20 protein-coding genes and 1 pseudogene are annotated in these 22,577 nt (G+C 68.6%); 3 read left to right on the top strand and 18 right to left on the bottom strand.

The window, feature by feature from the left end; translation table 11 throughout:
• Both ABD205_RS07745 and rpoB read right to left on the bottom strand, forming a co-directional pair.
• Positions 1-588 (bottom strand): annotated as a pseudogene (locus tag ABD205_RS07745) (DNA-directed RNA polymerase subunit beta'); the annotation flags it as partial.
• Between the two features lie 93 nt (positions 589-681).
• Positions 682-4,149 carry a DNA-directed RNA polymerase subunit beta gene (rpoB, locus tag ABD205_RS07740; RefSeq protein ID WP_344044083.1) on the bottom strand — a complete coding sequence of 1,156 codons (3,468 nt, stop codon included), beginning with the start codon at positions 4,147-4,149 and terminating at the stop codon, positions 682-684.
• Positions 4,150-4,525: 376 nt separating this feature from the next.
• On the opposite strand from rpoB, the gene ABD205_RS07735 reads away from it, so the two are divergent.
• On the top strand, positions 4,526-5,467 hold the full coding sequence (locus ABD205_RS07735; RefSeq protein WP_344044081.1) for a DUF559 domain-containing protein: 942 nt from the start codon (positions 4,526-4,528) through the stop codon (positions 5,465-5,467).
• Positions 5,468-5,480: 13 nt separating this feature from the next.
• Here ABD205_RS07735 and ABD205_RS07730 read toward each other — a convergent pair whose 3' ends face one another.
• The 16 genes from ABD205_RS07730 to ABD205_RS07655 all read right to left on the bottom strand — a co-directional run bounded on the left by ABD205_RS07730 (position 5,481) and on the right by ABD205_RS07655 (position 20,724).
• Positions 5,481-6,386, bottom strand: a complete 906-nt coding sequence (locus ABD205_RS07730; protein WP_344044079.1) for a J domain-containing protein — start codon at positions 6,384-6,386, stop codon at positions 5,481-5,483.
• Entirely contained in the window at positions 6,383-7,060 is a 678-nt protein-coding gene (locus ABD205_RS07725; protein ID WP_344044077.1) for a hypothetical protein, read from the bottom strand. Before ABD205_RS07725 ends, ABD205_RS07730 begins: the two co-directional genes overlap by 4 nt.
• Positions 7,027-8,307, bottom strand: a complete 1,281-nt coding sequence (locus ABD205_RS07720) for an MlaD family protein (RefSeq protein WP_344044075.1) — start codon at positions 8,305-8,307, stop codon at positions 7,027-7,029. Before ABD205_RS07720 ends, ABD205_RS07725 begins: the two co-directional genes overlap by 34 nt.
• Positions 8,304-9,728, bottom strand: coding sequence for an MCE family protein (locus tag ABD205_RS07715; RefSeq protein WP_344044073.1), 1,425 nt, complete (start codon positions 9,726-9,728; stop codon positions 8,304-8,306). The genes ABD205_RS07720 and ABD205_RS07715 overlap by 4 nt, the downstream gene beginning before the upstream one ends.
• Positions 9,725-10,855 carry an MCE family protein gene (locus ABD205_RS07710; RefSeq protein ID WP_344044071.1) on the bottom strand — a complete coding sequence of 377 codons (1,131 nt, stop codon included), beginning with the start codon at positions 10,853-10,855 and terminating at the stop codon, positions 9,725-9,727. Before ABD205_RS07710 ends, ABD205_RS07715 begins: the two co-directional genes overlap by 4 nt.
• Positions 10,856-10,863: 8 nt before the next feature.
• Positions 10,864-11,826, bottom strand: coding sequence for an MCE family protein (locus ABD205_RS07705; RefSeq protein ID WP_344044069.1), 963 nt, complete (start codon positions 11,824-11,826; stop codon positions 10,864-10,866).
• A complete protein-coding gene (locus tag ABD205_RS07700; RefSeq protein WP_344044067.1) occupies positions 11,823-12,860 on the bottom strand; it encodes an MCE family protein in 1,038 nt (345 codons plus the stop codon). The genes ABD205_RS07705 and ABD205_RS07700 overlap by 4 nt, the downstream gene beginning before the upstream one ends.
• On the bottom strand, positions 12,857-14,155 hold the full coding sequence (locus tag ABD205_RS07695) for an MCE family protein (RefSeq protein ID WP_344044065.1): 1,299 nt from the start codon (positions 14,153-14,155) through the stop codon (positions 12,857-12,859). Before ABD205_RS07695 ends, ABD205_RS07700 begins: the two co-directional genes overlap by 4 nt.
• Before the next feature lie 3 nt (positions 14,156-14,158).
• On the bottom strand, positions 14,159-15,001 hold the full coding sequence (locus tag ABD205_RS07690) for an MlaE family ABC transporter permease (protein ID WP_344044063.1): 843 nt from the start codon (positions 14,999-15,001) through the stop codon (positions 14,159-14,161).
• Between the two features lie 5 nt (positions 15,002-15,006).
• The gene (locus ABD205_RS07685; protein ID WP_344044061.1) at positions 15,007-15,792 is read right to left on the bottom strand and encodes an MlaE family ABC transporter permease; all 786 of its coding nucleotides are present in this window, start codon (positions 15,790-15,792) and stop codon (positions 15,007-15,009) included.
• A gap of 2 nt (positions 15,793-15,794) precedes the next feature.
• Positions 15,795-16,754, bottom strand: a complete 960-nt coding sequence (locus tag ABD205_RS07680) for an ABC transporter ATP-binding protein (RefSeq protein ID WP_344044059.1) — start codon at positions 16,752-16,754, stop codon at positions 15,795-15,797.
• 249 nt (positions 16,755-17,003) lie between these two features.
• On the bottom strand, positions 17,004-17,393 hold the full coding sequence (gene rplL, locus ABD205_RS07675) for a 50S ribosomal protein L7/L12 (protein ID WP_344044057.1): 390 nt from the start codon (positions 17,391-17,393) through the stop codon (positions 17,004-17,006).
• An 80-nt stretch (positions 17,394-17,473) separates the two neighbouring features.
• A complete protein-coding gene (gene rplJ / locus ABD205_RS07670; protein WP_344044055.1) occupies positions 17,474-18,121 on the bottom strand; it encodes a 50S ribosomal protein L10 in 648 nt (215 codons plus the stop codon).
• Positions 18,122-18,383: 262 nt separating this feature from the next.
• A complete protein-coding gene (locus ABD205_RS07665; protein ID WP_344044053.1) occupies positions 18,384-19,145 on the bottom strand; it encodes an amino acid ABC transporter ATP-binding protein in 762 nt (253 codons plus the stop codon).
• Positions 19,145-19,939 (bottom strand): amino acid ABC transporter permease, encoded by a 795-nt coding sequence (locus tag ABD205_RS07660; protein WP_344044051.1) that lies wholly within the window; start codon positions 19,937-19,939, stop codon positions 19,145-19,147. The genes ABD205_RS07665 and ABD205_RS07660 overlap by 1 nt, the downstream gene beginning before the upstream one ends.
• Positions 19,936-20,724, bottom strand: coding sequence for a transporter substrate-binding domain-containing protein (locus ABD205_RS07655; protein WP_344044049.1), 789 nt, complete (start codon positions 20,722-20,724; stop codon positions 19,936-19,938). Before ABD205_RS07655 ends, ABD205_RS07660 begins: the two co-directional genes overlap by 4 nt.
• 135 nt (positions 20,725-20,859) lie before the next feature.
• On the opposite strand from ABD205_RS07655, the gene ABD205_RS07650 reads away from it, so the two are divergent.
• Together ABD205_RS07650 and ABD205_RS07645 are read left to right on the top strand one after the other, a co-directional pair.
• Complete coding sequence (locus tag ABD205_RS07650) at positions 20,860-21,858, top strand: DnaB-like helicase C-terminal domain-containing protein (protein WP_344044047.1); 999 nt, start codon at positions 20,860-20,862, stop codon at positions 21,856-21,858.
• A gap of 108 nt (positions 21,859-21,966) precedes the next feature.
• Positions 21,967-22,488, top strand: coding sequence for a hypothetical protein (locus tag ABD205_RS07645; protein ID WP_344044045.1), 522 nt, complete (start codon positions 21,967-21,969; stop codon positions 22,486-22,488).
• The last annotated feature ends 89 nt before the right edge of the window (positions 22,489-22,577 follow it).

The raw sequence follows: 22,577 nt of genomic DNA, 5'->3' as shown, positions 1-22,577 counted from the left end.
CTTGCGCTTCTGGTCGGCCTTGGCGCCCTCGGCCTCGAGAGCCGCGAGGTCCTCCTCGAGCTTCTTCTGGCGGTCGGCGAGCGCCGTCTCCATGCGGTTGTTCAGGCGGTCGCGCTCGAGGCCGACCTTGCCCTCGAGGGAGGACAGGTCGCGGTGACGTGCCTCGTCGTCGACGGCGGTGATCATGTACGCCGCGAAGTAGATGACCTTCTCGAGGTCCTTCGGCGCCAGGTCGAGCAGGTAGCCCAGGCGCGACGGAACGCCCTTGAAGTACCAGATGTGCGTGACCGGAGCGGCCAGCTCGATGTGGCCCATCCGCTCACGGCGGACCTTCGAGCGGGTCACCTCGACGCCGCAGCGCTCGCAGATGATGCCCTTGAAGCGGACGCGCTTGTACTTGCCGCAGTAGCACTCCCAGTCCCGGGTGGGACCGAAGATCTTCTCGCAGAAGAGTCCGTCACGCTCCGGCTTGAGCGTGCGGTAGTTGATGGTCTCCGGCTTCTTGACCTCGCCGTGGCTCCACGCGCGGATTTCCTCCGCGGTGGCCAGGCCGATCCGAAGCTGGTCGAAGAAGTTCACATCGAGCACGGTGGCTTCTAGTCCTTCGTTAGTTCTCGAAATTCAAGTCAGGTGGACTGAGGGGCGGGGGTACGCCGGCTGGCCGGCGACCCCCGCCGCGGCTCAGACTTCTTCGACCGAGCTGGGCTCGCGCCGGGACAGGTCGATGCCGAGCTCCTCGGCGGCGCGGAAGACGTCCTCCTCCGCGTCACGGAGCTCGATGCTCGAGCCGTCCTGCGAGAGCACCTCGACGTTGAGGCACAGGGACTGCATCTCCTTGACGAGGACCTTGAACGACTCCGGGATGCCCGAGTCGGGGATGTTCTCGCCCTTGACGATCGCCTCGTACACCTTGACGCGACCAGGCACGTCGTCGGACTTGATGGTGAGCAGCTCCTGGAGGGCGTAGGCAGCGCCGTACGCCTCCATCGCCCAGACCTCCATCTCGCCGAACCGCTGGCCACCGAACTGGGCCTTACCGCCCAGGGGCTGCTGCGTGATCATCGAGTAGGGGCCGGTCGAACGAGCGTGGATCTTGTCGTCGACCAGGTGGTGGAGCTTGAGGATGTACATGTAGCCCACGGACACCGGCTCCGGGAACGGCTCGCCGGAGCGACCGTCGAAGAGGTTGGCCTTGCCGTTCTCCCCGACGACACGGAAGCCGTCACGGTTCGGGATCGTCGCGCTGAGCAGACCGGTGATCTCGTCCTCGCGGGCGCCGTCGAAGACCGGCGTGGCGACCAAGGTGTCAGGCTCGGCCTTGTCCGCGTGGATCTTGATCAGACGCTGCTTCCAGTCGGCGTCGGACTTGTCGCCGGACAGGTTCAGGTCCCAGCCCTGCTTGGCGAGCCAGCCGAGGTGGAGCTCGAGGATCTGCCCGATGTTCATACGACGCGGGACGCCGAGCGGGTTGAGGATCACGTCGACCGGGGTGCCGTCCTCCATGAACGGCATGTCCTCGATCGGCAGGATCTTCGCGATGACGCCCTTGTTGCCGTGGCGGCCGGCGAGCTTGTCACCGACGGAGATCTTCCGCTTCTGCGCGACGTAGACGCGCACCAGCTGGTTGACACCCGGCGGCAGCTCGTCGCCCTCCTCGCGGTCGAAGACGCGGACACCGATGACGGTGCCCTCCTCGCCGTGCGGCACCTTCATCGAGGTGTCGCGGACCTCGCGCGCCTTCTCACCGAAGATCGCGCGGAGCAGCCGCTCCTCGGGGGTCAGCTCGGTCTCGCCCTTCGGGGTGACCTTGCCGACGAGGATGTCACCGGTGGTGACCTCGGCGCCGATGCGGATGATGCCGCGCTCGTCGAGGTCGGCGAGCATCTCCTCGGAGACGTTCGGGATGTCCCGGGTGATCTCCTCCGGACCCAGCTTGGTGTCGCGGGCGTCGACCTCGTGCTCCTCGATGTGGATCGAGGTGAGGTAGTCCTGCTGCACCAGACGCTGGCTGAGGATGATCGCGTCCTCGTAGTTGTGACCCTGCCACGGCATGAACGCGACCAGCAGGTTCTGGCCGAGGGCCATCTCCGCCTGGTCGGTGCAGGGGCCGTCGGCGATCGGGCTGCCGACCTCGAGGCGGTCACCCTCGTTGACCAGCGGACGCTGGTTGATGCAGGTGCCCTGGTTGGAGCGCTTGAACTTCGCGAGCCGGTACGTCGAGTACGTGCCGTCGTCGTTGAGCGTCTCGACGATGTCGGCCGAGACCTCCTTGACGACACCGGCCTTCGTCGCGGTGACGACGTCACCGGCGTCGACGGCGGCGCGGTACTCCATGCCCGTGCCGACGAGCGGCGCCTGGCTGCGGACCAGCGGGACGGCCTGACGCTGCATGTTGGCGCCCATGAGCGCACGGTTGGCGTCGTCGTGCTCGAGGAACGGGATCAGCGCGGTCGCGACCGACACCATCTGGCGCGGCGAGACGTCCATGTAGTCGACGCCGTCGGCCGTGATCTCGGAGACCTCGCCGTCGCGCTGGCGGACCAGCACGCGCTCGTCCACGAAGCGGCCCTGGTCGTCGAGCGCAGCGTTGGCCTGCGCGATGACGAAGCGGTCCTCGTCGTCGGCGGTGAGGTAGTCGACCTGGTCGGTGACCTGGCCGTTCTCGACCTTGCGGTACGGCGTCTCGACGAAGCCGAACGGGTTGATCCGCCCGTACGACGCCAGCGAGCCGATCAGACCGATGTTCGGGCCTTCCGGCGTCTCGATCGGGCACATCCGGCCGTAGTGCGACGGGTGGACGTCTCGGACCTCCATGCCGGCGCGGTCACGGGACAGACCGCCCGGCCCGAGCGCCGAGAGGCGACGCTTGTGCGTCAGGCCGGCGATCGGGTTGGTCTGGTCCATGAACTGCGACAGCTGCGAGGTGCCGAAGAACTCCTTCAGCGCCGCCACGACCGGGCGGATGTTGATCAGCGACTGCGGCGTGATCGCCTCGACGTCCTGCGTCGTCATCCGCTCACGGACGACGCGCTCCATGCGGGCGAGGCCGGTGCGGAGCTGGTTCTGGATCAGCTCGCCGACCGTCCGCATGCGGCGGTTGCCGAAGTGGTCGATGTCGTCGGGGTCGATGTCGATCGTGCCCTGCGGCGCCTCGAGCTGAGCGCGGCCGTCGTGCAGCGCGACGATGTACTTGATCGCGGCGACGATGTCGTCCACGGTCAGCGTCTGCTGGTCGAAAGCCTCGAGCAGGCCGAGCTTCTTGTTGATCTTGTAGCGACCGACCTTCGCGAGGTCGTAGCGCTTCGGGTTGAAGTAGTAGTTGTTCAGCAGCGTCTGCGCGGCCTCGCGCGTCGGCGGCTCGCCCGGGCGCAGCTTGCGGTAGATGTCGAGAAGGGCGTCGTCCTCACCGGCGGTGTGGTCCTTCTCGAGGGTGAGCATCATCGACTCGTACTCGCCGAACTCCTCGCGGATGCGCTCGTTCGTCCAGCCGAGGGCCTTGAGCAGCACCGTGACGTTCTGCTTGCGCTTGCGGTCGAGGCGGACGCCGACCATGTCGCGCTTGTCGATCTCGAACTCGAGCCAGGCGCCGCGGCTCGGGATCAGCTTCGCGGTGTAGATGTCCTTGTCGGACGTCTTGTCGGCGGTGCGCTCGAAGTAGACACCCGGCGAGCGGACCAGCTGCGACACGACGACGCGCTCGGTGCCGTTGATGATGAAGGTGCCCTTGTCGGTCATGAGCGGGAAGTCGCCCATGAAGACCGTCTGGCCCTTGATCTCACCGGTGTCGTTGTTGGTGAACTCGGCCGAGACGTAGAGCGGCGCGGAGTAGGTGAAGTCCTTCTCCTTGCACTCGTCGACCGTGTACTTGGGGTCGTAGAAGACCGGGTTCTCGAACGAGAGCGACATCGTCTCGGAGAAGTCCTCGATCGGGGAGATCTCCTCGAAGATCTCCTGGAGGCCGGACTTCTCGGAGACGTCCTCGCCGGCGGCCTTGCGAGCGGTGACACGCTCGGCGTGGGCCTCGTTGCCGACCAGCCAGTCGAAGCTGTCGGTCTGGAGGGAGAGGAGCTGGGGAACCTCGAGAGGCTCAGTGATCTTTGCGAAAGAGATGCGGCGAGACTTGGAGTCAGCAGAGCTGCGCGCGGCCAAGAGGGAATCCTTCGACAGGTTTCGCTGGTTGGTGAGCGTCGTAGCCCCCCACTCGGTCAGCCACCGGGCAGGCTGAAAGGCATTTGAGGGCACGCGCAAAGCGCAACGTTACCGCAAAAATGGGGGCACCACAACCTCGGCGCCGAGATCCGGACCGGTCCCTGCCACCCTGCGCCGACGATGATGCGCCTGTCGGGGGCCGAGGTCAAGCACATCGCCCACAGCCGAGCGAATGTGACTGGCGAAGATCGCGCACGTGAACGGTCCTCGCTCGTACGCCGTCGAGCGGACCCGCGAAGATCCCACACGTGCGCGATCCTCGCTCGCCTGTGGAGAGCGCCCGACGTACCGAGGTGATCCCGGGGATCCTCACTCCATGCATGACGTCGCCGACGAGGAGCCCCAGCTCGACCCCACGCGCCCGTTCAGCCGACGCCAGGCGCTGAGGGCCGGGATCACGGACGGCGACCTTCGCTCCCGCTCCTACCGCAAGATCCACACGGGGATCTACGTGGCGGCGAGCACGCTGCTCGGCCCGCTCGACCACGCACGCGCGGCGATCCTGCCCTTCGGTGAGAGCGCGATCGCCACGCACGCCACGGCAGCACGCGTCTGGGCCCTTCCGATCCCTCCACTGCCGGACGAGCACGTCACGGTGCTGGACAAGAAGGCGCGGCGGAACCGGTCCGGCGTCCGCTGCCACTACGCGAGACGGCACCACGTGTCCACCGTCGAGGGGGTGCCGGTGTCCTCTCCCGAGCAGACCTTCGTCGACCTCGCGACGCTGCTTCCCCTCGTCGAGCTCGTCGTCGTCGGCGACCACCTCGTCCGCCGGGGCCTGGCCACGCTGACACGACTCCGGGAGTTCACCACCGCATCGACACAGCCCGGGGCGACCGCGGCTCGTGCAGCGGTCCACTTCGTACGGGCGCGGGTCGACTCCCCGATGGAGAGCCGGCTGCGGATGCTGATCGTGCTCGCCGGGCTTCCGGAGCCGCGCGTGAACCTGCTCGTCGGCGACGGAGACGGCGTCGTCAAGCGGAAGTACGACCTGTGCTGGCCCGAGATCAGGCTGATCGTGGAGTACGACGGCCGCCATCACGTCGAGCGCGTCGAGCAGTGGGAGTCCGACGTCGCGCGCCGCGAGGCCATCGACGACAGCGGCTGGCGGATCATCGTCGTCCTGGCGGCGGGCGTCTACAACACCCCCGGCGAGACGCTCGACCGGATCCACCGCCTGGCGCTGGCCAGGCGTCTGCCGGGCGTCCCGAAGCGGCTCGCCGACGGGTGGCGTGCCCACTTTCCCGGCAGACCCTGAGCAGCCAGGGCCCTCAGGTGGACATGTCGTCGATGAGCCAGCCGTCGCCGCCCTTCTCCATGGTCACCGTCACGTGGTCCTCATAGGTGATCGGCGTGGTCTGCTTCGCGTTCGTCGTCGGCCGGTCGACGAGCAGGAGCACCTCCACGCGGTCCTGCCCGGCCCGCACGATCGCCGACTCGACCACCTTGGTCGTGACGACGGCGCGCGTGCCGGGGGCGTTCGTCTTGATGGTCGCGAAGAGCGGACGGTAGTCCTTGTCGCGGTAGTGCGGCGTCAGCCACGACTCCGCCTGCTTCTGCCCCTGGTCGAGCGACCGGTAGTCGTACGACAGCACCGGCACGACCGCCCGCTCGGCCGCCGCGCGGGCTGCGTCGGCGTCGCTCTCGATGGCCTTCGGGTCAGGCCTGGTCCACGCGAAGGCGGCGGCGCAGACCAGCACGAGCGCGACGACCGCAGCGACACCCAGCACCCAGAGCGGGACGGGTCGCAGGGTGGGACCGGGCCTCGGCACGGTCTCGTCGGGCTCCCCCAGGGCCGGGGCAGGCTCGATCCCCGAGATGCCCGGCTCTGTGGCGGGCACGTCACCGACCGCTGAGGCGGCGGCTCCGGCGGGCAGGTCGGAGGTCGCGGCACGATCGCGGCGCCAGAGGCGTCCCGGACGCCGAGTCGGCACAAGCCGGTCCTCGCTTCGCTCCGGTCCGTTTCCGCCGACTCGGCTGATGCCGACTCGGCTGGCGTCATACTCCGCGCGGCGCTCGTCGTCGAGGAGCACGGCGGCGGCCTCGGAGAGGCGCTGGAAGCGGCGGTCCGTGGGGTCGAGATCGGCCACGGCCGCCTTCCAGGCCGTGCGGATCTGGTCGGTCGAGGCTGACGGCTCGACGTCGAGGACGTCGTACCAGGTGGGCGCTGAGCTCACTGGGCACCTCCTGCGGACGGCGACGCGGACGGGGCCGGGGCGGACGGCTGCTGCGCGTTCGGGTCGACGCCGACGGGGCTGAAGGCATCCACCTTCCACGTGCCGCCCTGGCGCACGAGCGTCACGTGGACCCGATAGGGCTGCGGGTCGGCGGTGACGCGCTTGGTCTTGTCCTGCGGGTCGGGGTAGGAGTTCGTGAACGCGCCGGCCACCAGGGCCGTCGCGTGGCCGCGGTCGAGGTCGAGATCGCCCACGCCGACGGCGTACACCTCGGTGGTGCGGGCGACACCGGCCTGCGCGACGGTCGCCTCGGCGTAGGGGACGTTCTTCTCGAAGTCCGCGCCGAACTTGGCGGTGACCACCGCGGCGACCCGGCTGCGGTACTTCGGCATCTTCGTGCCCTCGAGCAGGTCCGGCCCGTAGGTGTTGACCCGCAGCATGAACTGCCGCGCCTGCGACATCACGTCGTCGCGCGCCACCTGCGTGTCGTCCGTCGTCGAGAACGGGTTGCCGCCGCGGTGCGCCGCCTGGATCCCGAGGACGGCCAGCGACCCCACGATCAGCGCGCCGAGGACGGCGAGCACCCCCCAGCGCAGCACGGCCGAGGCCGGGCGGGGCGTGGGCGTGTCGGGGCCCGCCTCTACCTCGCGGTCGAGGGTTGGAGATACAGCCACTTCCAGGTGTCCTTCCCGTCTGTCTGCGACGTACCCGTGCCGGTCGTCGCTGATGCCACCCGAGGATCGCCCCACTGCAGCTGCCCGGTGGAGCTGTCGTACGCCGCCACGACCGGCGCGTCGGACGACGCGCCCGGTGCCGCGCGGCGCAGGTTCTGCGCGCCCCGAGGGTTGCTCGTGCCGATCGACTCCGAGCATCGTGCGTTGGTGTTCATCGCCTTGTTCGAGCCGTCCTGCGGCGGGCGCTTCTGCGTCCCCTCGTAGCCGTGCTTGCACAGCTTCGCCGGGGTCATCACCAGCCCGAAGTGGGCGTCGTAGTGGCCGGCCTTGTTCTTGTCGAGGACCGTGAATCCGCCCTCGACGACGTAGGGGTAGAGCACCAGGACCTGGCGCAGGCCGGGCAGGTGCTTGAGCACGATGTCGCCCGTCGTGACCGACTCGCTGAGCAGCTCGCTCAGGTTGACCTTGTTGGCCTGCAGGAACATCTGCAGCTCCTGCGCGCCGGCGGCGCCGTTGACGATCAGCCGCCGCAGGTCGGCGTTGCTGCCGGCCAGGCTGCCGCTGAAGAGGGAGAGGTCGTTCGCGAACGTGCGGATCGCGCTCTCGCTCGCGACCTGGCCGCTGAGCACCGTGTTGCCGTCACGGATCAGCGCGCTGGTGACGTCGAAGTTGTCGTTGGCGGTCTTGATGAAGTCGGAGCTCGTCCGCAGGATCTGCTGCAGGTCGGCCCCGGACCCCGCGAACGCCTTGCCCAGCTCGCTGACGCTCGTGGTCAGGTCGCCGGTGCGGACCGACGAGACGGTGCCGGCGGCGTCGGCCAGGAGCTTCTCGGTGGGCAGCGGCGTGCGGGTGTCGGTCGGCGCGATCTCCGAGTGGTCCTCGAGGTACGGCGCCGCGTCGGTCTGCGGCTGGAGCTCGACGTACTGCTCGCCGACGGCCGACCGGTTGCCGACCACCGCCAGCGTGTCCGCCGGGATCTTCTTGTACTTGTTGTCGATGTCGAGGTAGACGTCGACGCCGCCGCGGGTCAGCCGCATGTCGCCGACCTGGCCGATCTTCACGCCGCGGTAGGAGACCTCGCCGCCGGTGTAGATGCCGCCGGAGGAGACGAAGTGGGCGACGACCGTGTACTGCTTGTCGAGGATCAGCCTGTCGAGACGCGCGTAGCGGGCGCCGGCGTACGAGACGCCGAGGAGCGTGATGAGCGCGAAGACCAGCAGCTGCAGCTTGGTCCGGTGGGTGATCACCTGGCCACCTCCCCGCTCGTGTCGAGCCCCGGGACGAGGAGCTTGACGAGCGTCGGGTCGTAGATCGCGCCCAGCCCCTCGTAGGTGAACCTCGTCGGCCTCGTGACGACATGACCGCCGGGCGCCGCACGTCCGAGGCCGAGGCCCCCGACCAGGTCGCCGAGCGGGTTCCCCGAGCCCGGCTGCGAACCGGCGCCGGTGCCCGGCAGGCCGATGAGCAGCTGGTTGAGGCCCTTGCACACAGCCGTGTCGCGGTTCGCCGGCTTCTTGCACTCGTTGCTGAGGTTCGCCACGCCGGCCGCCGTGCCGAGCACCCTCTTGCAGGCCGGGCTGGTGAGGCTGCCGCTCGCCAGGCACTTCAGGACGTCGCTGACGGTCTGGGTCGGGTTGATGTTGGTCGGCAGCACCGACCCGCTCGCACCGGCCTCGAGCGGACCGCCGAGGTCGACCTGCAGGTCGATGGAGAGGTTGACGTAGTCGCCCATGTGCAGGTTGCGCGCGACCTGCGGGTCGCGACCGACGACCTCGTCGACGAAGGGGTACGTCAAGGCGGTGTCGAAGGCCTTCACCAGGTTGTCGCCGGCGTCGGCGAGCTGGGTGAGCGTCGGCTGGAGGTTCTGCACCACCTGGATGGTCGCGGTCTTCGACGCGTTGATGACACGGACGCCGACGTCGCCGAGCCGGCTGAGGGCCTGGAGCATCGTGACGAGGTCCTTGCGCTGGGCGTCGATGCTCTTGAGCGCGCCCGGCAGCTCCTCGAGCGTGGCGTCGATCGTGCTCTCCTGGGCCCGCACCGACTTCGACAGCCGGTCGATCGACTCGAGCGCCTGCACGATGGATGCCTTGTTGTCGTCGAGGTTCTTCATCAGCACCTCGACCTGCGTCAGCACCGACTTCGCGGCGTCCTCGTGCCCGGCCAGTGCCTTGTTGAGCTCGGTCGAGATCGTCTTGAGCTGGGCGACGCCGCCGCCGTTGAGGATGAGGCTGAGCGCGCCCAGGACCTCCTCGATCTCCGGGTTCCGTCCGGTCCGTGCGAGCGGGATGGTGTCGCCGCTCCTGAGCAGCGTCGGGCTCGGGTCGGAGGCCGGCGCGACGAGCGAGACGAACTTCTCGCCGAGGAGGCTGGTCTGGCGGATCTCGGCGGTCGCGTTGGCGGGCAGCAACGTGTCGCGGCGTACCTCGAGGGTGACGTCGGCGTGGCCGTCGACCAGCTTGACGGACTTCACCTTGCCGACCGACACCTCGTCGACCTTGACGCCCGAGTCCGGCACCAGGTCGAGTACGTCGGCGAACTGCACGTGCAGGGTCATCGGGTGCGACCCGGTGTCGGCGCCGCCCGGCAGCGGCAGGTCGTAGACGTCGAAGCTGCAGCCGGTCAGCGTCAGGCAGACGACCGCGACGAGCGCCAGCATCCGCTTCATCGCGCGCCCCCCTTCACGAGCCCGCCGAGCGTCGAGTCGGTGTGCTTGTCGACCGACGAGCCGGTGCCGGCGCCGAAGACGCTGCCGCGCGGTGCGACGGCGTCGACGAGCTTGCACAGACCACCGCTCTTGTCGGCCTGGTCGAGGATCGTGCAGAGCGTGAGCGCCGGGTTGTTGACGACGTTGCCGACCCCGGACTGCAGGTTGGCGCTGGTGTCGAGCGTCCCGGCGCTCGGGTCGTAGGCGTAGAAGAGGTTGTTGAGCGCCAGCGGGGCGTCGTCGAGGATCTCGCTGAGCTCGGAGCGCCGCTTGACGAGCACCTTCGCCACCCGGTTGAGGCCGCCGATGTCGGAGTGCAGCACGTCCTTGTTGGTCCGCACGAACGTCGTCACGTCGCCCAGCGCTGTCGCCAGGTTGCGCAGCGCGGCGGAGAGGTCGCCGCGCTCGCCGGCGAGCATCGTCGAGACCTGGGCGAGCGAGGAGTTGAAGTCGCGGACGGTGGTGTCGTTCTTCGCCAGCGTGCTGACGAAGCTCTGCAGCTGGGCGGCCGAGCCGAACAGCGCGTCCTTGTTGTCGTCGAGGGTCTTGCTGAGCTTCCCGAAGTCACCGATCGTCTGCCGCACCTGCGTGCCCTGGCCGCCGAAGTTCTTCGCGGTCTGCGCCAGCAGGTCCGACAACGCGCCGTTCTTGTTCGCGCCCGTCGGGCCGAGGGCGACGACGAGCTTGTCGAGGCTTCCGTAGACGTCGTCGAGCTCGAGCGGTACGGCGGTCCGGCTGGTGTCGAGCACGGCTCCGTCCTTCAGCACCGGCCCCTGGGTGTACGCCGGGGTGAGCTGGACGAAGCGGTCGCCGACCACCGAGGGGGCCACGATGACCGCCTTCGCGTCCGCGGGCACCTGCACGTCGTCGGAGTAGTGCATCGTCACCTTCACGTCGGTGCCGTTCGGCGTCACCGAGTCGACCTTGCCGACCGGCACGCCGAGGACCCGCACGTCGCTGCCCTGGTAGATCGAGACCGTCCGCGGGAAGTGCGCGACCAGGGTGCGCTCGCCGCCGCCGGTGAACATGGTGATCCCCGCGGTCGCCACCAGGATCGCGATGAGACCGGGCACGAGCCACTTCAGCATGCGCGTCATCAGCCGGCCGCCGGGACAGGAGGCATGTTCTGGATGTAGGTGTCGAACCACGGTCCGTTGCCGAGGGTGCTGGCGAAGACCCGGTAGAACGGCGCCATCAGTCGCAGGCTGTTGTCGAGGTTGTCCTCGTTCTTCGTCAGCACGCCGAGCACGCTCTGCAGGCTCGTCAGGGCCGGCTTGAGGTCGGCACGGCTCTGCCGGATGAGCGCGCTGAGCTCGGTCGACAGGGTCGACGTCGAGACGAGCAGCTGGTGCACCGACTGGCGCCGCTGCACCAGCGCCCGGAAGAGCACGTCAGAGTCCTTCATCAGCCCGACGATGTCGCCGTCGCGCTGGTCGAGCACCGTCGAGACGCGCTTGAGGTTGGTCAACAGGGTCCCGATCCGCTCGTTCTTCGCGGCCACGTTCTTCGACAGCGCCGACACCCCGGCCAGGGCCGCACGGAACGAGTCCGGGGTCGACCGGGTCAGGTCGGACAGCGTCGTCAGCGCGCTGGCCAGCTGGTTGGTGTCGATGTCACCGGCGGTGTTGGCCAGGCCGGTGAACGCCTCGACGACGTCGTACGGCGACTGGGTGTGCGAGACCGGGATCTCGGCACCCTTCGCCAGCTGCCCGGACCCGGCGGGCTCGAGCGCGAGGAACATCGCACCGAGCAGCGTCTTCACCTTGATGCTCGCGTGGGTGTCGGAGCCGAACTTCGCGTCGCCCTTGATCTTGAAGGCGACCTTGACGTGGCCGTGCTCGAGGCCGACCGACGTCACCTTGCCGACGCGGACGCCGGCGATGCGGACCTCGTCGTCGGCCTTGAGGCCGCCGGCCTCGGAGAACGCGGCGTAGTAGGTGTCGCCGCCGCCGATCAGCGGCAGGTCCTGCGCCTTGAAGGCGAGGAGCATGACCAACGCCAGCACCGCCATGCTGACGGCGCCGACCTTGACTGGGTTGCGCTCGCGGAAGGGGATCATCCGAGGGAACACCTCGCTCCACCGGTCTTGTAGCTCACGGGCAGCTGCTGCCCGGCCGGCAGCTTCACCGTCCCCGTGAAGTTGCAGAGGTAGAAGTTGAAGAACGAGCCGTACGTCGCGGTGTTGCCGACCTTCTCGAGCTTGATCGGCAGCACCTGGATCGCGCGGTCGAGCTCGGCCTTGTTGGCGTCGACGTTGCCGGCCACCCGGCGCAGCTGCTTGATGTCCTGGACGAACGGCGACCGGATCCCCTGCAGCAGGCTGGCCGTCTGCACCGAGAGACCGGAGATCTGGTCCAGCGAGGACAGGATCGCCTGGCGATCACCGGTCAGCCCGTGCACGAAGGTGCGGAAGGTCGTGATCAGCGACGACAGCTGCTGGTCGCGGTCACCGAGGTGGTCGAGCACCTGGTTGAGGTTGTCGATCAGCGAGTCGATGACGGCGTCGCGGTCGGCCAGGGTCTGCGTCACCGACGCGGTGTGGGTGAGCAGGCTGTCGAGCGTGCCGCCCTCCCCCTGGAAGACCTGGACGATCTCGTAGGAGAGCTTGTTGATGTCGCTCGGCGACAGCGCCTGGAAGAGCGGCTTGAAGCCGTTGAACAGCACGGTGAGGTCGAGCGCGGGACTGGTCTGGCTCACCGGGATGGTCTGACCGGGCTTCAGCTGCGCGCCCCCGCCGATCTCGTCGCTCAGGGCGACGTAGCGCTGCCCGACGAGGTTGCGGTAGCGGATCGCCGCGTGCGTGGACTCGCCCAGCGACTGGCCGTCCTTGACCGAGAACGTGATGAGCGCACGCGTGCGGTCGGTGATCTCGACCTTGCGCACGGTGCCGACCTTCACGCCCGCGATCCGGACGTCGTCACCCTTGTTGACGCCGGTGGCGTCGGAGAAGACGGCCTTGAACTCGTGGGTGCCGCCGAAGGAGATGTTGCCGATGGTGAGCACGAGCAGCCCGGTGGCCAACGTCGTGACCACGATGAAGACGAGCAGCTTGATCAGGTCCGAGCGGGTCCGCTTGTCGAGGAGGAGGGTCATCGCGAGCCTCCCTCGGCCGGGGCCAGCCCGACGGTGGCACCCCGCGCCATCGGGCCGAGGAGCAGCCCGCCCAGGTCGGGCACGTCGCCCGGCGAGACGCCCAGGCCGGGCGCCAGGAGCTGGTCGAGCACGCCGGACTCGGCCGGGCTGCCGGCGTACCCGAACCCGTTGCGGAAGAAGTCCTCGTTGACGGGGGCGCGGCGCACGGGGCCGGAGACGCCGTCGTTCATCTGCGGCGAGACCGGGGCCGGGTTCTTCTGGTTCCACGGCGGGCTCGGCAGGTGGCCGCAGGCGGGACCGCGGTCCTCGCCGAAGTGCGGCCGGTCGGAGGGGGTGTACTTGCGCGGCTGCTGCGGGAGCGTCTCGAGCACGATGTGGAGGGTGAAGTCGCGGAACGCGTCCGCCTCGCGCTGGCCGAGGTTCTCGAGGCCGCCGAGGAGGCAGGGGTACTCGGTCGAGTAGCGCGCGGCGGTCTTCAGCAGGCCGTTGTTGATGTCGGCGAGGTGGATGAGGTTGTCCTCGTTGGTCGAGAGGAAGTCGCGTGCCGTGCCCGACACCGACGTCACGTTGGTGAGCAGGGCGTGCAGCTGGGCGCTGTTGTCCTTCAGCGTGCCGGTCGTCGTGACCGTGTCGCGCAGGATGCTGCTGAGCTCGGGGATCACGCTGTTGTAGGTGTCGGCGACCGTGGTCGTCTTCTTGAGGTCCTCGACCAGGGCCGGGATCTGCGGGTTGAGCCGCTTGAGATACGCGTCGGCGGTCTCGATCGTGGTGCCGAGCTCCGCGCCGCGCCCCTCGAGCGCCGTCGCGAGCGCGTTGAGGGTCATGTTGAGGTCGGCCGGCTGCACGGCCCGCAGCAGCGGGTAGAGGTCGGAGAGCACGCTGTCGAGCTCGGTCGCGACCGCCGTACGTGTGATGACGGCGCCCGGCCGGATCGCCGTGGCCTCCGGCTGGTCCGGCACCACCAGGGAGACGTACTTCTCGCCGAACAGCGTCTTGGGGAGGATCGAGCCGGTCACGTTCGCCGGGATGGTGCCGATCTCGCCGGGCTTGATGCCGAGGACGAGCTTCGCGCCGTCACCGGTGGCCCGCTGCGAGAGCACCTGGCCGACGATCACGCCGCGGACCTTCACGTCGGCGCGGTCGGGCAGCTGCAGGCCGACGCTGGAGGTCTCCAGGGTGACCTTGTCGAAGTGGGTGAACTTCTGCGTGAAGACGGCGTACGTCAACCACACCCCGCCCACCACGAGGGCGAGGAAGCAGACGCCGAGGGCCCGCAGGCGCAGCGTGTCGCGCATCCGCTACCCCGCCAGCCTGACCGAGGTGCCCGCGCCCCAGATCGCCATCGACAGGAAGAGGTCCAGCACGTTGATGACGACGATGCTCGTGCGCACCGCACGGCCGACCGCGACGCCGACGCCCGCAGGTCCGCCGGAGGCGTTGTAGCCGTGGTAGCAGTGGATGAGGATGACCACGACGCTGAAGACGAGCACCTTGCCGAACGACCACAGCACGTCGCCGGGCGGCAGGAACGTCGTGAAGTAGTGGTCGTAGGTGCCCGAGCTCTGGCCGAACACGACGGTCACGGTCAGCCGCGTCGCGAAGTACGACGACAGCAGCCCGATCACGTACAGCGGGACGATGGCGATGAGGCCGGCGATGATGCGCGTGGTCACCAGGAACGGCACCGACGGGACCGCCATCACCTCCAGCGCGTCGACCTCCTCCGAGATCCGCATGGCGCCGAGCTGGGCGGTGAAGCCACAGCCCACGGTCGCCGCCAGGGCGATGGCGGAGACCAGTGGGGCGATCTCGCGGGTGTTGAAGTACGCCGACACGAACCCGGAGAACGCCGAGGTGCCGAGCTGGTTGAGCGCCGCGTAGCCCTGCAGGCCGACCTCGGTGCCGGTGAAGAACGTCATCGCCGCGATCACGCCGACGGTGCCGCCGATGACGGCCATGGCGCCGGTGCCGAGGGTGACCTCGGCGAGCAGCCGCATGATCTCCTTCTTGTAGCGGCGCACCGTGCGCGGCGCCCATGCCAGCGCGCGCAGGTAGAACGACAGCTCCTCGCCGAGCTTGTCGAGGATCCGGAGGGGCCTGCCGTAGACGGCTCTGCCCTTGGTCTGGAGGTCGGTCGCCATCCCGCTCACCCTGTCTTGGCCGGCACGAGCTGGAAGTAGATCGCGCTCATCACGAAGTTGACGACGAACAGGAGCATGAACGTCACGACCACCGACTGGTTGACCGCGTCGCCCACGCCCTTCGGACCTCCGGCCGCGTTCATGCCCATGTAGGCGGCGACGATGGCGGCGATCATGCCGAAGACCAGCGCCTTCGCGAGGCCCTGCCAGACGTCGGGCAGCTGGGCCAGCGCGGTGAAGCTCGCGATGTACGAGCCCGGCGTACCGCCTTGGAGGAGGACGTTGAAGACATAGCCGCCGGCGACGCCGACGACGCTGACCAGGCCGTTGAGGAAGACCGCCACGAGCATGCACGCGAGGACGCGCGGCACGACGAGGCGCTGGATCGGGTCGATCCCCAGCACCATCATCGCGTCGAGCTCCTCGCGGATCTTGCGAGCGCCGAGGTCCGCCGCGATGGCGGAGCCGCCGGCACCGGCGATCAGGAGCGCGGTGGCGATCGGCCCCGCCTCGCGTACGACGGCCAGCACGCTCGCCGAGCCGACGAACGACTGCGCGCCGAACTGCTTGATCAGTCCGCCGACCTGCAGGGCGATCACGGCGCCGAAGGGGATGGCCACCAGGGCCGTCGGGATGATCGTCACGGACGCGATGAACCACGCCTGCTGGATGAACTCGCGGAACTGGAAGGGGCGCTTGAACAGACCCCGCGCGACGTCGAGACCGAAGGCGAAGAACCTGCCTACGGTCCCGACCGGCTTGAGTGCCTTGGAAGCGGTCAAGGAGGACAAGGTCAGGCCCGCGCTCCCCCGGCCAGCACCGAGTCAGGCCGGAACGATCCGGGCGGCGGGGTCACACCGTTCACGTGGCACCACTCACCCGGCGGACGCTGGCTCCGCCGGGGGATGCCGTTGGACGGCTCCAGCTGCATCGGGATGGGCGGCAGCGGCGGGAGGTCCATGTCCTTCTCCGCGGCGAGCTGGTCGGCGTCCTTCTCCTCGGACATGCCGATCGGGCCGACCCGCTGCGCGTTGAGGAACTGGCGCACCACCGGCTCCTCGCTCGAGAGCAGCATCTCGCGCGGGCCGAACATGGCCAGGTGCTTGTGGTAGAGCAGGCCGATGTTGTCCGGCACCGTCCGGGCGGTGTTGATGTCGTGGGTGACGATCAGGAACGTCGCGTCGATCTGCGCGTTGAGGTCGACGATGAGCTGGTTGAGGAACGCGGTGCGCACCGGGTCCAGACCGGAGTCGGGCTCGTCGAAGAGGACGATCTCCGGGTCGAGCACCAGGGCGCGGGCCAGGCCGGCGCGCTTGCGCATGCCGCCGGAGATCTCGCCGGGAAGCTTGTCCTCCGCGCCGATGAGACCGACCAGGTCCATCTTCTCCATCACGATGCTGCGGACCTCGGACTCGGACTTCCGGGTGTGCTCGCGCAGCGGGAACGCGACGTTGTCGTACAGGTTCATCGAGCCGAACATCGCGCCGTCCTGGAACAGCACCCCGAACAGCTTGCGGATCTCGTAGAGGTCCTTCTCCGAGCAGGAGCAGATGTCGGTGCCCTCGATCACCACGGAGCCGGCGTCGGGCTTGAGGAGGCCGATGAGGGTCTTGAGCAGCACGGACTTGCCGGTGCCGGACGGGCCGAGCATCACGCAGATCTCGCCGGCGGGGACCGTCAGCGTCACGTCACCCCAGATGAGCTGCTTGCCGAAGCTCTTGGTGAGGTGCTCGATCCTGATGTCCACGCCCATGCGGCTGCCATTCCCTCCGTCTTCGTCGGCCACGGGTCTCCCTGTGACCGGCGTCCCACTCACGAGTAACAACGCCGAGGTGACGGCGAAGTTACGGGCGAGTTGAGGCGCACGTCACTCCTCTCGCGCGGGGTACCCGGGCGAAGGCGCGACGAACCGCCGTGGCGCCCCCGAGGGGCTAAATGGCACCAGGGGCGGCCACGTACGTGGCCGCCCCTGGGCGAGTCGCGGGATTCACTCCCGCGGAGATCACTTGAGCGTGACGGTGGCGCCGGCGGCCTCGAGGGCCTCCTTCGCCTTGTCAGCGGTCTCCTTGTTGACCTTCTCGAGCAGCGCCTTCGGGGCGGCCTCGACCAGGTCCTTGGCCTCCTTCAGGCCGAGGTTGGTGAGAGCGCGCACCTCCTTGATGACGTTGATCTTCTTGTCACCAGCGGCCTCGAGGACGACGTCGAACTCGTCCTGAGCAGCGGCCTCCTCGGCGCCACCGGCACCGCCGGCGGCGGGGGCAGCGGCAACGGCGACCGGAGCGGCGGCGGTGACGCCGAAGGTGTCCTCGAAGGCCTTCACGAACTCGGAGAGCTCGATGAGGGTGAGCTCCTTGAACGCGTCGAGCAGCTCGTCGGTGGAGAGCTTCGCCATGATGGCTTGTCCTTTCAGTGTGGCCGGATGTCAGGGCTGACGCCCGGCCGGGTTTCAGGTGGTGGGATGAGCCTCAGCCGTCAGGCCTCGGTCGTGGTCTCCTCGACCGGGGCCTCGGCCTCGGGCTCGGTGACCTCAACCTCGGCAGCAGCCTCGGTTGCAGCCTCCTCGGCGGCGGCCGGCGTACCAGCACCACCTGCGAGGATCGTGGGGTCGTTCGCGGCCTTCTCGGCGAGGGCGGCAGCGAGCTGCGCGGCCTTCGACGGGAGAGCGTTGAACGCGTAGAGCGCCTGCGAGAGCGACGCGGTCATCGCGCCGGCCAGCTTGGCCAGGAGCACCTCGCGCGACTCGAGGTTGGCCAGCTTGGCCACCTCAGCCGCATCCAGGTGCTTGCCCTCGTAGACCCCGCCCTTGATGACAAGGTTCGGGTTCGCCTTGGCAAAGTCACGCAGACCCTTCGCGGCCTCGACGACGTCGCCCTTGATGAAGGCGATGGCGGTCGGGCCGGTGAGCAGGTCGTCGAAGCTGTCGATGCCGACGTTCTTGGCGGCGATCTTGGCCAGCGTGTTCTTGACCACGGCGTAGTCGGCGTTCGCACCGAGGGAGCGTCGGAGGTCCTTCAGCTCCTTGACGGTGAGACCGCGGTACTCGGTCAGCACGGCACCGACCGAGGCGCTGAACTCGTCAGCGATCTCGGCGACGGCGGCCTGCTTGTCTGCCCGCGCCATGGGTCTCCTCTTTTCCGTGGAATCGAGACCCCCGCACTGCGTTGAACCTCCGGGCCGTGAAAATCACGAACGCCCTGAGCGCAGGCTCAGGGCGTGATCACGACGCGAACGTCGCCTCTTGCTCTTCACCTACGCTGGCCGTCCACGCAGCTGATGGAACACTGTCGTGGCACCTTCGGTCACTCCTGGCGGAGCAACAACCGGCGGTCTCTGGTTTCAGTCGTCAAGTATGCGGACCGGGGGCCCGTTCGCCAAATCCGGGTCAGAGCACCTTGGACAGGAACGCCTTCGTCCGCTCGTGCTGCGGGTCGGCGAGGACCGCGCGCGGGTCGCCCTCCTCGACGATGACCCCGCCGTCCATGAAGACGAGCTTGTCGCCGACCTCGCGCGCGAAGCCCATCTCATGGGTGACGACCATCATCGTCATGCCCTCGGTCGCGAGGTCCTTCATCACCGCGAGGACGTCGCCGACGAGCTCAGGGTCCAGTGCCGAGGTCGGCTCGTCGAAGAGCATCATGTCGGGGTCCATCGACAGCGCCCGGGCGATCGCCACGCGCTGCTGCTGGCCGCCCGACAGGTGCGCCGGGTAGGCGTCGGCCCGCTCGGCGAGACCCACCTTGGCGAGGTTGCGCCTCGCCACCTCGACCGCCTCGGCGCGCGAGCGCCTGCGAACCTTCTCCTGCGCGATCGTGAGGTTGCGCAGCACGGTCATGTGCGGGAACAGGTTGAACTGCTGGAACACCATGCCGATCCGCGACCGCAGCGCGTCGACATCGGCATCCGGATCCGTGATCTCGGCGCCCTCGACGAAGATCTGGCCGCTGGTCGGCGTCTCGAGCAGGTTCACGCAGCGCAGCAGCGTGGACTTGCCGGAGCCGCTCGGCCCGATGACGCAGACGACCTGGCCGTCGGGCACGTCGACGTCGATGCCGCGGAGCACCTCGTTGTCGCCGAAGGACTTGTGCAGGTCGCGTACGTCGATCGCCGCGCCCGCGCGCTCGGCGCCCGGTGTCGTGCTCGTCATCAGCGTGCCCTCCCGGCCTTGGCCTCCATGCGCCGCACGACGATCGACAGCGGCACCGTGATCAGCAGGTAGCACAGGCCGATGACGACCATCGGCGTCAGGTTGGCGTAGCTGTTCATGCCCTCGCGTCCCCACTTGGTGAGCTCGTACTGGTCGATCGACAGCCCGAGGATGTAGACGAGCGAGGAGTCCTTGGTGAGCAGGATCAGCTCGTTGGTCAGCGGCGGCAGGATGATGCGGAACGCCTGCGGGATCACCACCGAGCGCATGGTGCGAGCGTGGGACATGCCCAACGACCGCGCCGCCTCGAACTGTCCCTTCGGGACGGCCTGGATGCCGGCCCTGATCGTCTCCGCCATGTAGGCGCCGCCGACGAGGCCGAGGGCGAGCGTCACCGTGCCGAGGTTGCCGCCCGGGATCTGCCGGCCCGTGAACGCGAGCGGGAAGCCGACCCCGAGGAACAGGAAGACCACCAGCGCGGGCAGTCCACGGAACAGCTCCACCACACCGGTGGCGATCCACCGGTAGGGCCCGACGCTGGAGAGGCGCATCAGCGCCAGCACGAGACCGAGCGCGAGGCCGAACGCGAACCCGCAGGCCGTGTAGATGAGCGTGTTCTTGAGCGCGACCGTGATGACCTTCGGGAACTGAGCCTTGACGATCTCCCAGTCGAAGAACGCCCGGCGCAGCTCACCCCAGTCGGCCAGGAGCACCACGGCCAGCACGACGACCACCAGGACGGCGTACTGGGCATACCGGATCCGCGCGGCGCGCCGGCGCGGGCTCAGCGTCACTGAGGCGCCTTGCCGAACCACTTCTCGTACGCCTTGGCGTACGCGGCCTTGTCGGCGATCGCCTTGTTGACGGCGTCGAGCAGGGGCTTGTTCCCGTCCTTCTTCACGGAGAAGCCGTACTCCTCACCGGTCTGGAACTCGGTGGTGACCGAGGTGTCCGGGTTCTGCTTCACGAAGTTGTAGAGCAGGCCGTTGTCGTTGACGCCCGCGGCCGCCTTGCCCGTCTTGACCGCCTGCATGGTGAGCACGGAGTCCTCGAAGGAGACGACCTTCGCACCCGCGGGGGTGTGCTGCTTGACGTAGTCCTCGCCGGTGGTGCCCTCCTGGACGGCGATCGTCTTGCCGGCCAGCTGGTCCAGGGAGGTGATGCCCGAGCCCTTCCTCGTCAGCAGCGCCTGCGTGGCCTGGAAGTAGGGGTTCGTGAAGTCCATGACCTTCTGGCGCTCCGGCTTGATCGTCATCGCGCCCGCGGCGACGTCGCACTTGCCGGTGTTGAGCGCCTCACCCGACACGATGGTGTCCCACGGGGTGTCCACGACCGTCGTCTTGACCCCCTCGTCGTCGGCGGCGATCTTGAGGACGTCGATGTCGAAGCCCACCACCTCGCCGTTCTGGGTGGACTCGAACGGCGCATAGGGCAGGTGCGTGCAGATCGTCAGGGTCCCGCTCTTGACGAGCTTCACGCCCGAACCGGTCGTGGCGGAGGTGTCGTCCTTCGCGCAACCGGCCAGGGCCAGCGCCACGGCGCTCGCAGACAAGACAACGGTGATGGTCCGAGAAAACATGTGAGCACCCTAGGTGAAACCGGGACCTCCTGGTCCGAGTGGGTGGTCCTGGGACCCCCCGCACGGGCCGCTCCGGCCTGCCCGGACTCGTCAACCTGCGCGAATTCTCCTGCCTCGTCCGGGAAACCTGCTGTCATGGCCGACGTGGACCCTGAGCTGCACTCCCTCGCCGACGTGCTCGAGCGCGTCGACGAACGGGCGCGCCTCGGTGCCGAGACCGACTACGTCTGGCCGACCGGCTTCGGGATCCTCGACGACGTGCTGGACGGCGGCCTGCGGGGTGGGAACCTCATCCTGCTCGCCGGCCCGCAGGGCCAGGGTAAGACGACGATGGCGCTGCAGATCGCCCGCAACGCCGCGGCAGCAGGTCAAGCCGTCCTCTACTTCTGCTACGAGCACGATCCCGAGGTGCTGCTCGGCCGCCTCGTCTCCCTCGAGGCCGGCCTCCTCTACCAGGGCCAGGCTCCGAACCAGGACCGCTTCCGCCATCTCTTCGAGGACCCGTCCCCGACGCCCGACGGGCTCGTCGGCCGACTGCAGACGCTGCCGACGGCGACCGAGGCGCTCCAGGCCGTCCTCGGCTACCAGGACCACTTCCACGTGCACCGGTCGACCGGCAGCGCCACCAACATCAAGGTCATCGCCGAGGCGGTCGAGCAGGTACGCCGGGCGACCGGCCAGTCCCCGCTCGTCATCGTCGACTACCTGCAGAAGGTGAAGGCGCAGTCCGCGCTGGAGTCCGAGCGGGCGACCGAGATCGTCGAGGACCTCAAGGACCTGGCGATCATGCACCAGGTCCCCGTGCTGGCGATCAGCGCCTCAGACAAGGGTGGCCTGCTGTCCGGCAAGCGGATGCGCGCGCACCACCTGCGCGGGTCGACCGCCCTCGCCTACGAGTGCGACGTGCTGCTGATCCTGAACAGCAAGTACGACATCGTCTCGCGCCAGCACCTCGTGTACGCCGCGAACGCCGAGACGTTCCGGCAGTGGGTCGTGCTCAGCATCGAGAAGAACCGCAACGGACGCGCCGGCCTCGAGCTGGAGTTCCGCAAGCACTTCGACCAGAACCGGTTCGACCCGGACGGCGGGCTCGTCCGCGAGCAGCTCATCGACGAGCGACTCGTCCTCGAGTAGACCGCGTCGCCGGTCGAGCAGCGAGCTCCGGCGAGCGCACCGCGACGTCTCGTGGGCGGTCTCGATATGCCCTCGACGGATCCGGCATGCCGGCGTACGTTTGATTACATGATTACATCCGAAGTCGAAGCCGTCCGGGGCTGGTTCTCCGGGCGCCTCCCCGAAGGGCTCTTCGAGGAGCTGGTCGAGGTCGCCGTCGACCGCGAGGAGATCACCGTCACCGGACGGATCCCCGGGCCGACGGTCGGGTCCGACGCGTCGGAGGCCGAGCGGGCCGCCGCCGTCGAGGGCAAGGTGAGCGAGTTCCGCGAACGCACGCGCAGCGACCGGATGGCCGTCGCGCGCGAGGCCGAGCATCGCTTCGAGCGCAAGGTGTCCTGGGGCGTGGAGTGCGAGGGGCACCGGTTCCTCTTCACCAACGTCTCAGCGCCGGTGATGACACGCCTGCGTCAGCCGGAGCGGCAGGTGCTCGACGTACTCATCGACGGCGGCGTCGCCCGCAGCCGCAGCGAGGCCCTCGCCTGGTGCGTGCGGCTCGTCCAGCGCAACAGCGACGACTGGCTGCGCGACCTCAAGGCGTCGCTCGCCCACGTACGCCAGGTGCGCGACCAGGGGCCCGACGTCGCCTGATCGCCGAGTCGGCGCATCCTCGCAGCCCACAAATGCCGAGTCGGCGCATCCTCGCAGACTGACTGCGAAGATGCGCCGACTCGAGCTGT

This window comes from Nocardioides panacihumi (assembly GCF_039530925.1).
GTDB lineage: Bacteria > Actinomycetota > Actinomycetes > Propionibacteriales > Nocardioidaceae > Nocardioides > Nocardioides panacihumi.
The sequence above is the reverse complement of the archived record's forward strand: the minus strand, read 5'-3'. Positions and strand labels throughout refer to the sequence as shown.

Excerpts from the sequence above, each read along its gene's own strand:
- ABD205_RS07735 (WP_344044081.1), top strand. The coding sequence starts at position 4,526 with ATGCATGACGTCGCCGACGAGGAGCCCCAGCTCGACCCCACGCGCCCG.
- ABD205_RS07715 (WP_344044073.1), bottom strand. The coding sequence starts at position 9,728 with ATGAAGCGGATGCTGGCGCTCGTCGCGGTCGTCTGCCTGACGCTGACC.
- ABD205_RS07710 (WP_344044071.1), bottom strand. The coding sequence starts at position 10,855 with ATGCTGAAGTGGCTCGTGCCCGGTCTCATCGCGATCCTGGTGGCGACC.
- ABD205_RS07705 (WP_344044069.1), bottom strand. The coding sequence starts at position 11,826 with ATGATCCCCTTCCGCGAGCGCAACCCAGTCAAGGTCGGCGCCGTCAGC.
- ABD205_RS07700 (WP_344044067.1), bottom strand. The coding sequence starts at position 12,860 with ATGACCCTCCTCCTCGACAAGCGGACCCGCTCGGACCTGATCAAGCTG.
- ABD205_RS07695 (WP_344044065.1), bottom strand. The coding sequence starts at position 14,155 with ATGCGCGACACGCTGCGCCTGCGGGCCCTCGGCGTCTGCTTCCTCGCC.
- ABD205_RS07690 (WP_344044063.1), bottom strand. The coding sequence starts at position 15,001 with ATGGCGACCGACCTCCAGACCAAGGGCAGAGCCGTCTACGGCAGGCCC.
- ABD205_RS07680 (WP_344044059.1), bottom strand. The coding sequence starts at position 16,754 with ATGGGCGTGGACATCAGGATCGAGCACCTCACCAAGAGCTTCGGCAAG.
- rplL (WP_344044057.1), bottom strand. The coding sequence starts at position 17,393 with ATGGCGAAGCTCTCCACCGACGAGCTGCTCGACGCGTTCAAGGAGCTC.
- rplJ (WP_344044055.1), bottom strand. The coding sequence starts at position 18,121 with ATGGCGCGGGCAGACAAGCAGGCCGCCGTCGCCGAGATCGCTGACGAG.
- ABD205_RS07665 (WP_344044053.1), bottom strand. The coding sequence starts at position 19,145 with ATGACGAGCACGACACCGGGCGCCGAGCGCGCGGGCGCGGCGATCGAC.
- ABD205_RS07655 (WP_344044049.1), bottom strand. The coding sequence starts at position 20,724 with ATGTTTTCTCGGACCATCACCGTTGTCTTGTCTGCGAGCGCCGTGGCG.
- ABD205_RS07650 (WP_344044047.1), top strand. The coding sequence starts at position 20,860 with ATGGCCGACGTGGACCCTGAGCTGCACTCCCTCGCCGACGTGCTCGAG.
- ABD205_RS07645 (WP_344044045.1), top strand. The coding sequence starts at position 21,967 with ATGATTACATCCGAAGTCGAAGCCGTCCGGGGCTGGTTCTCCGGGCGC.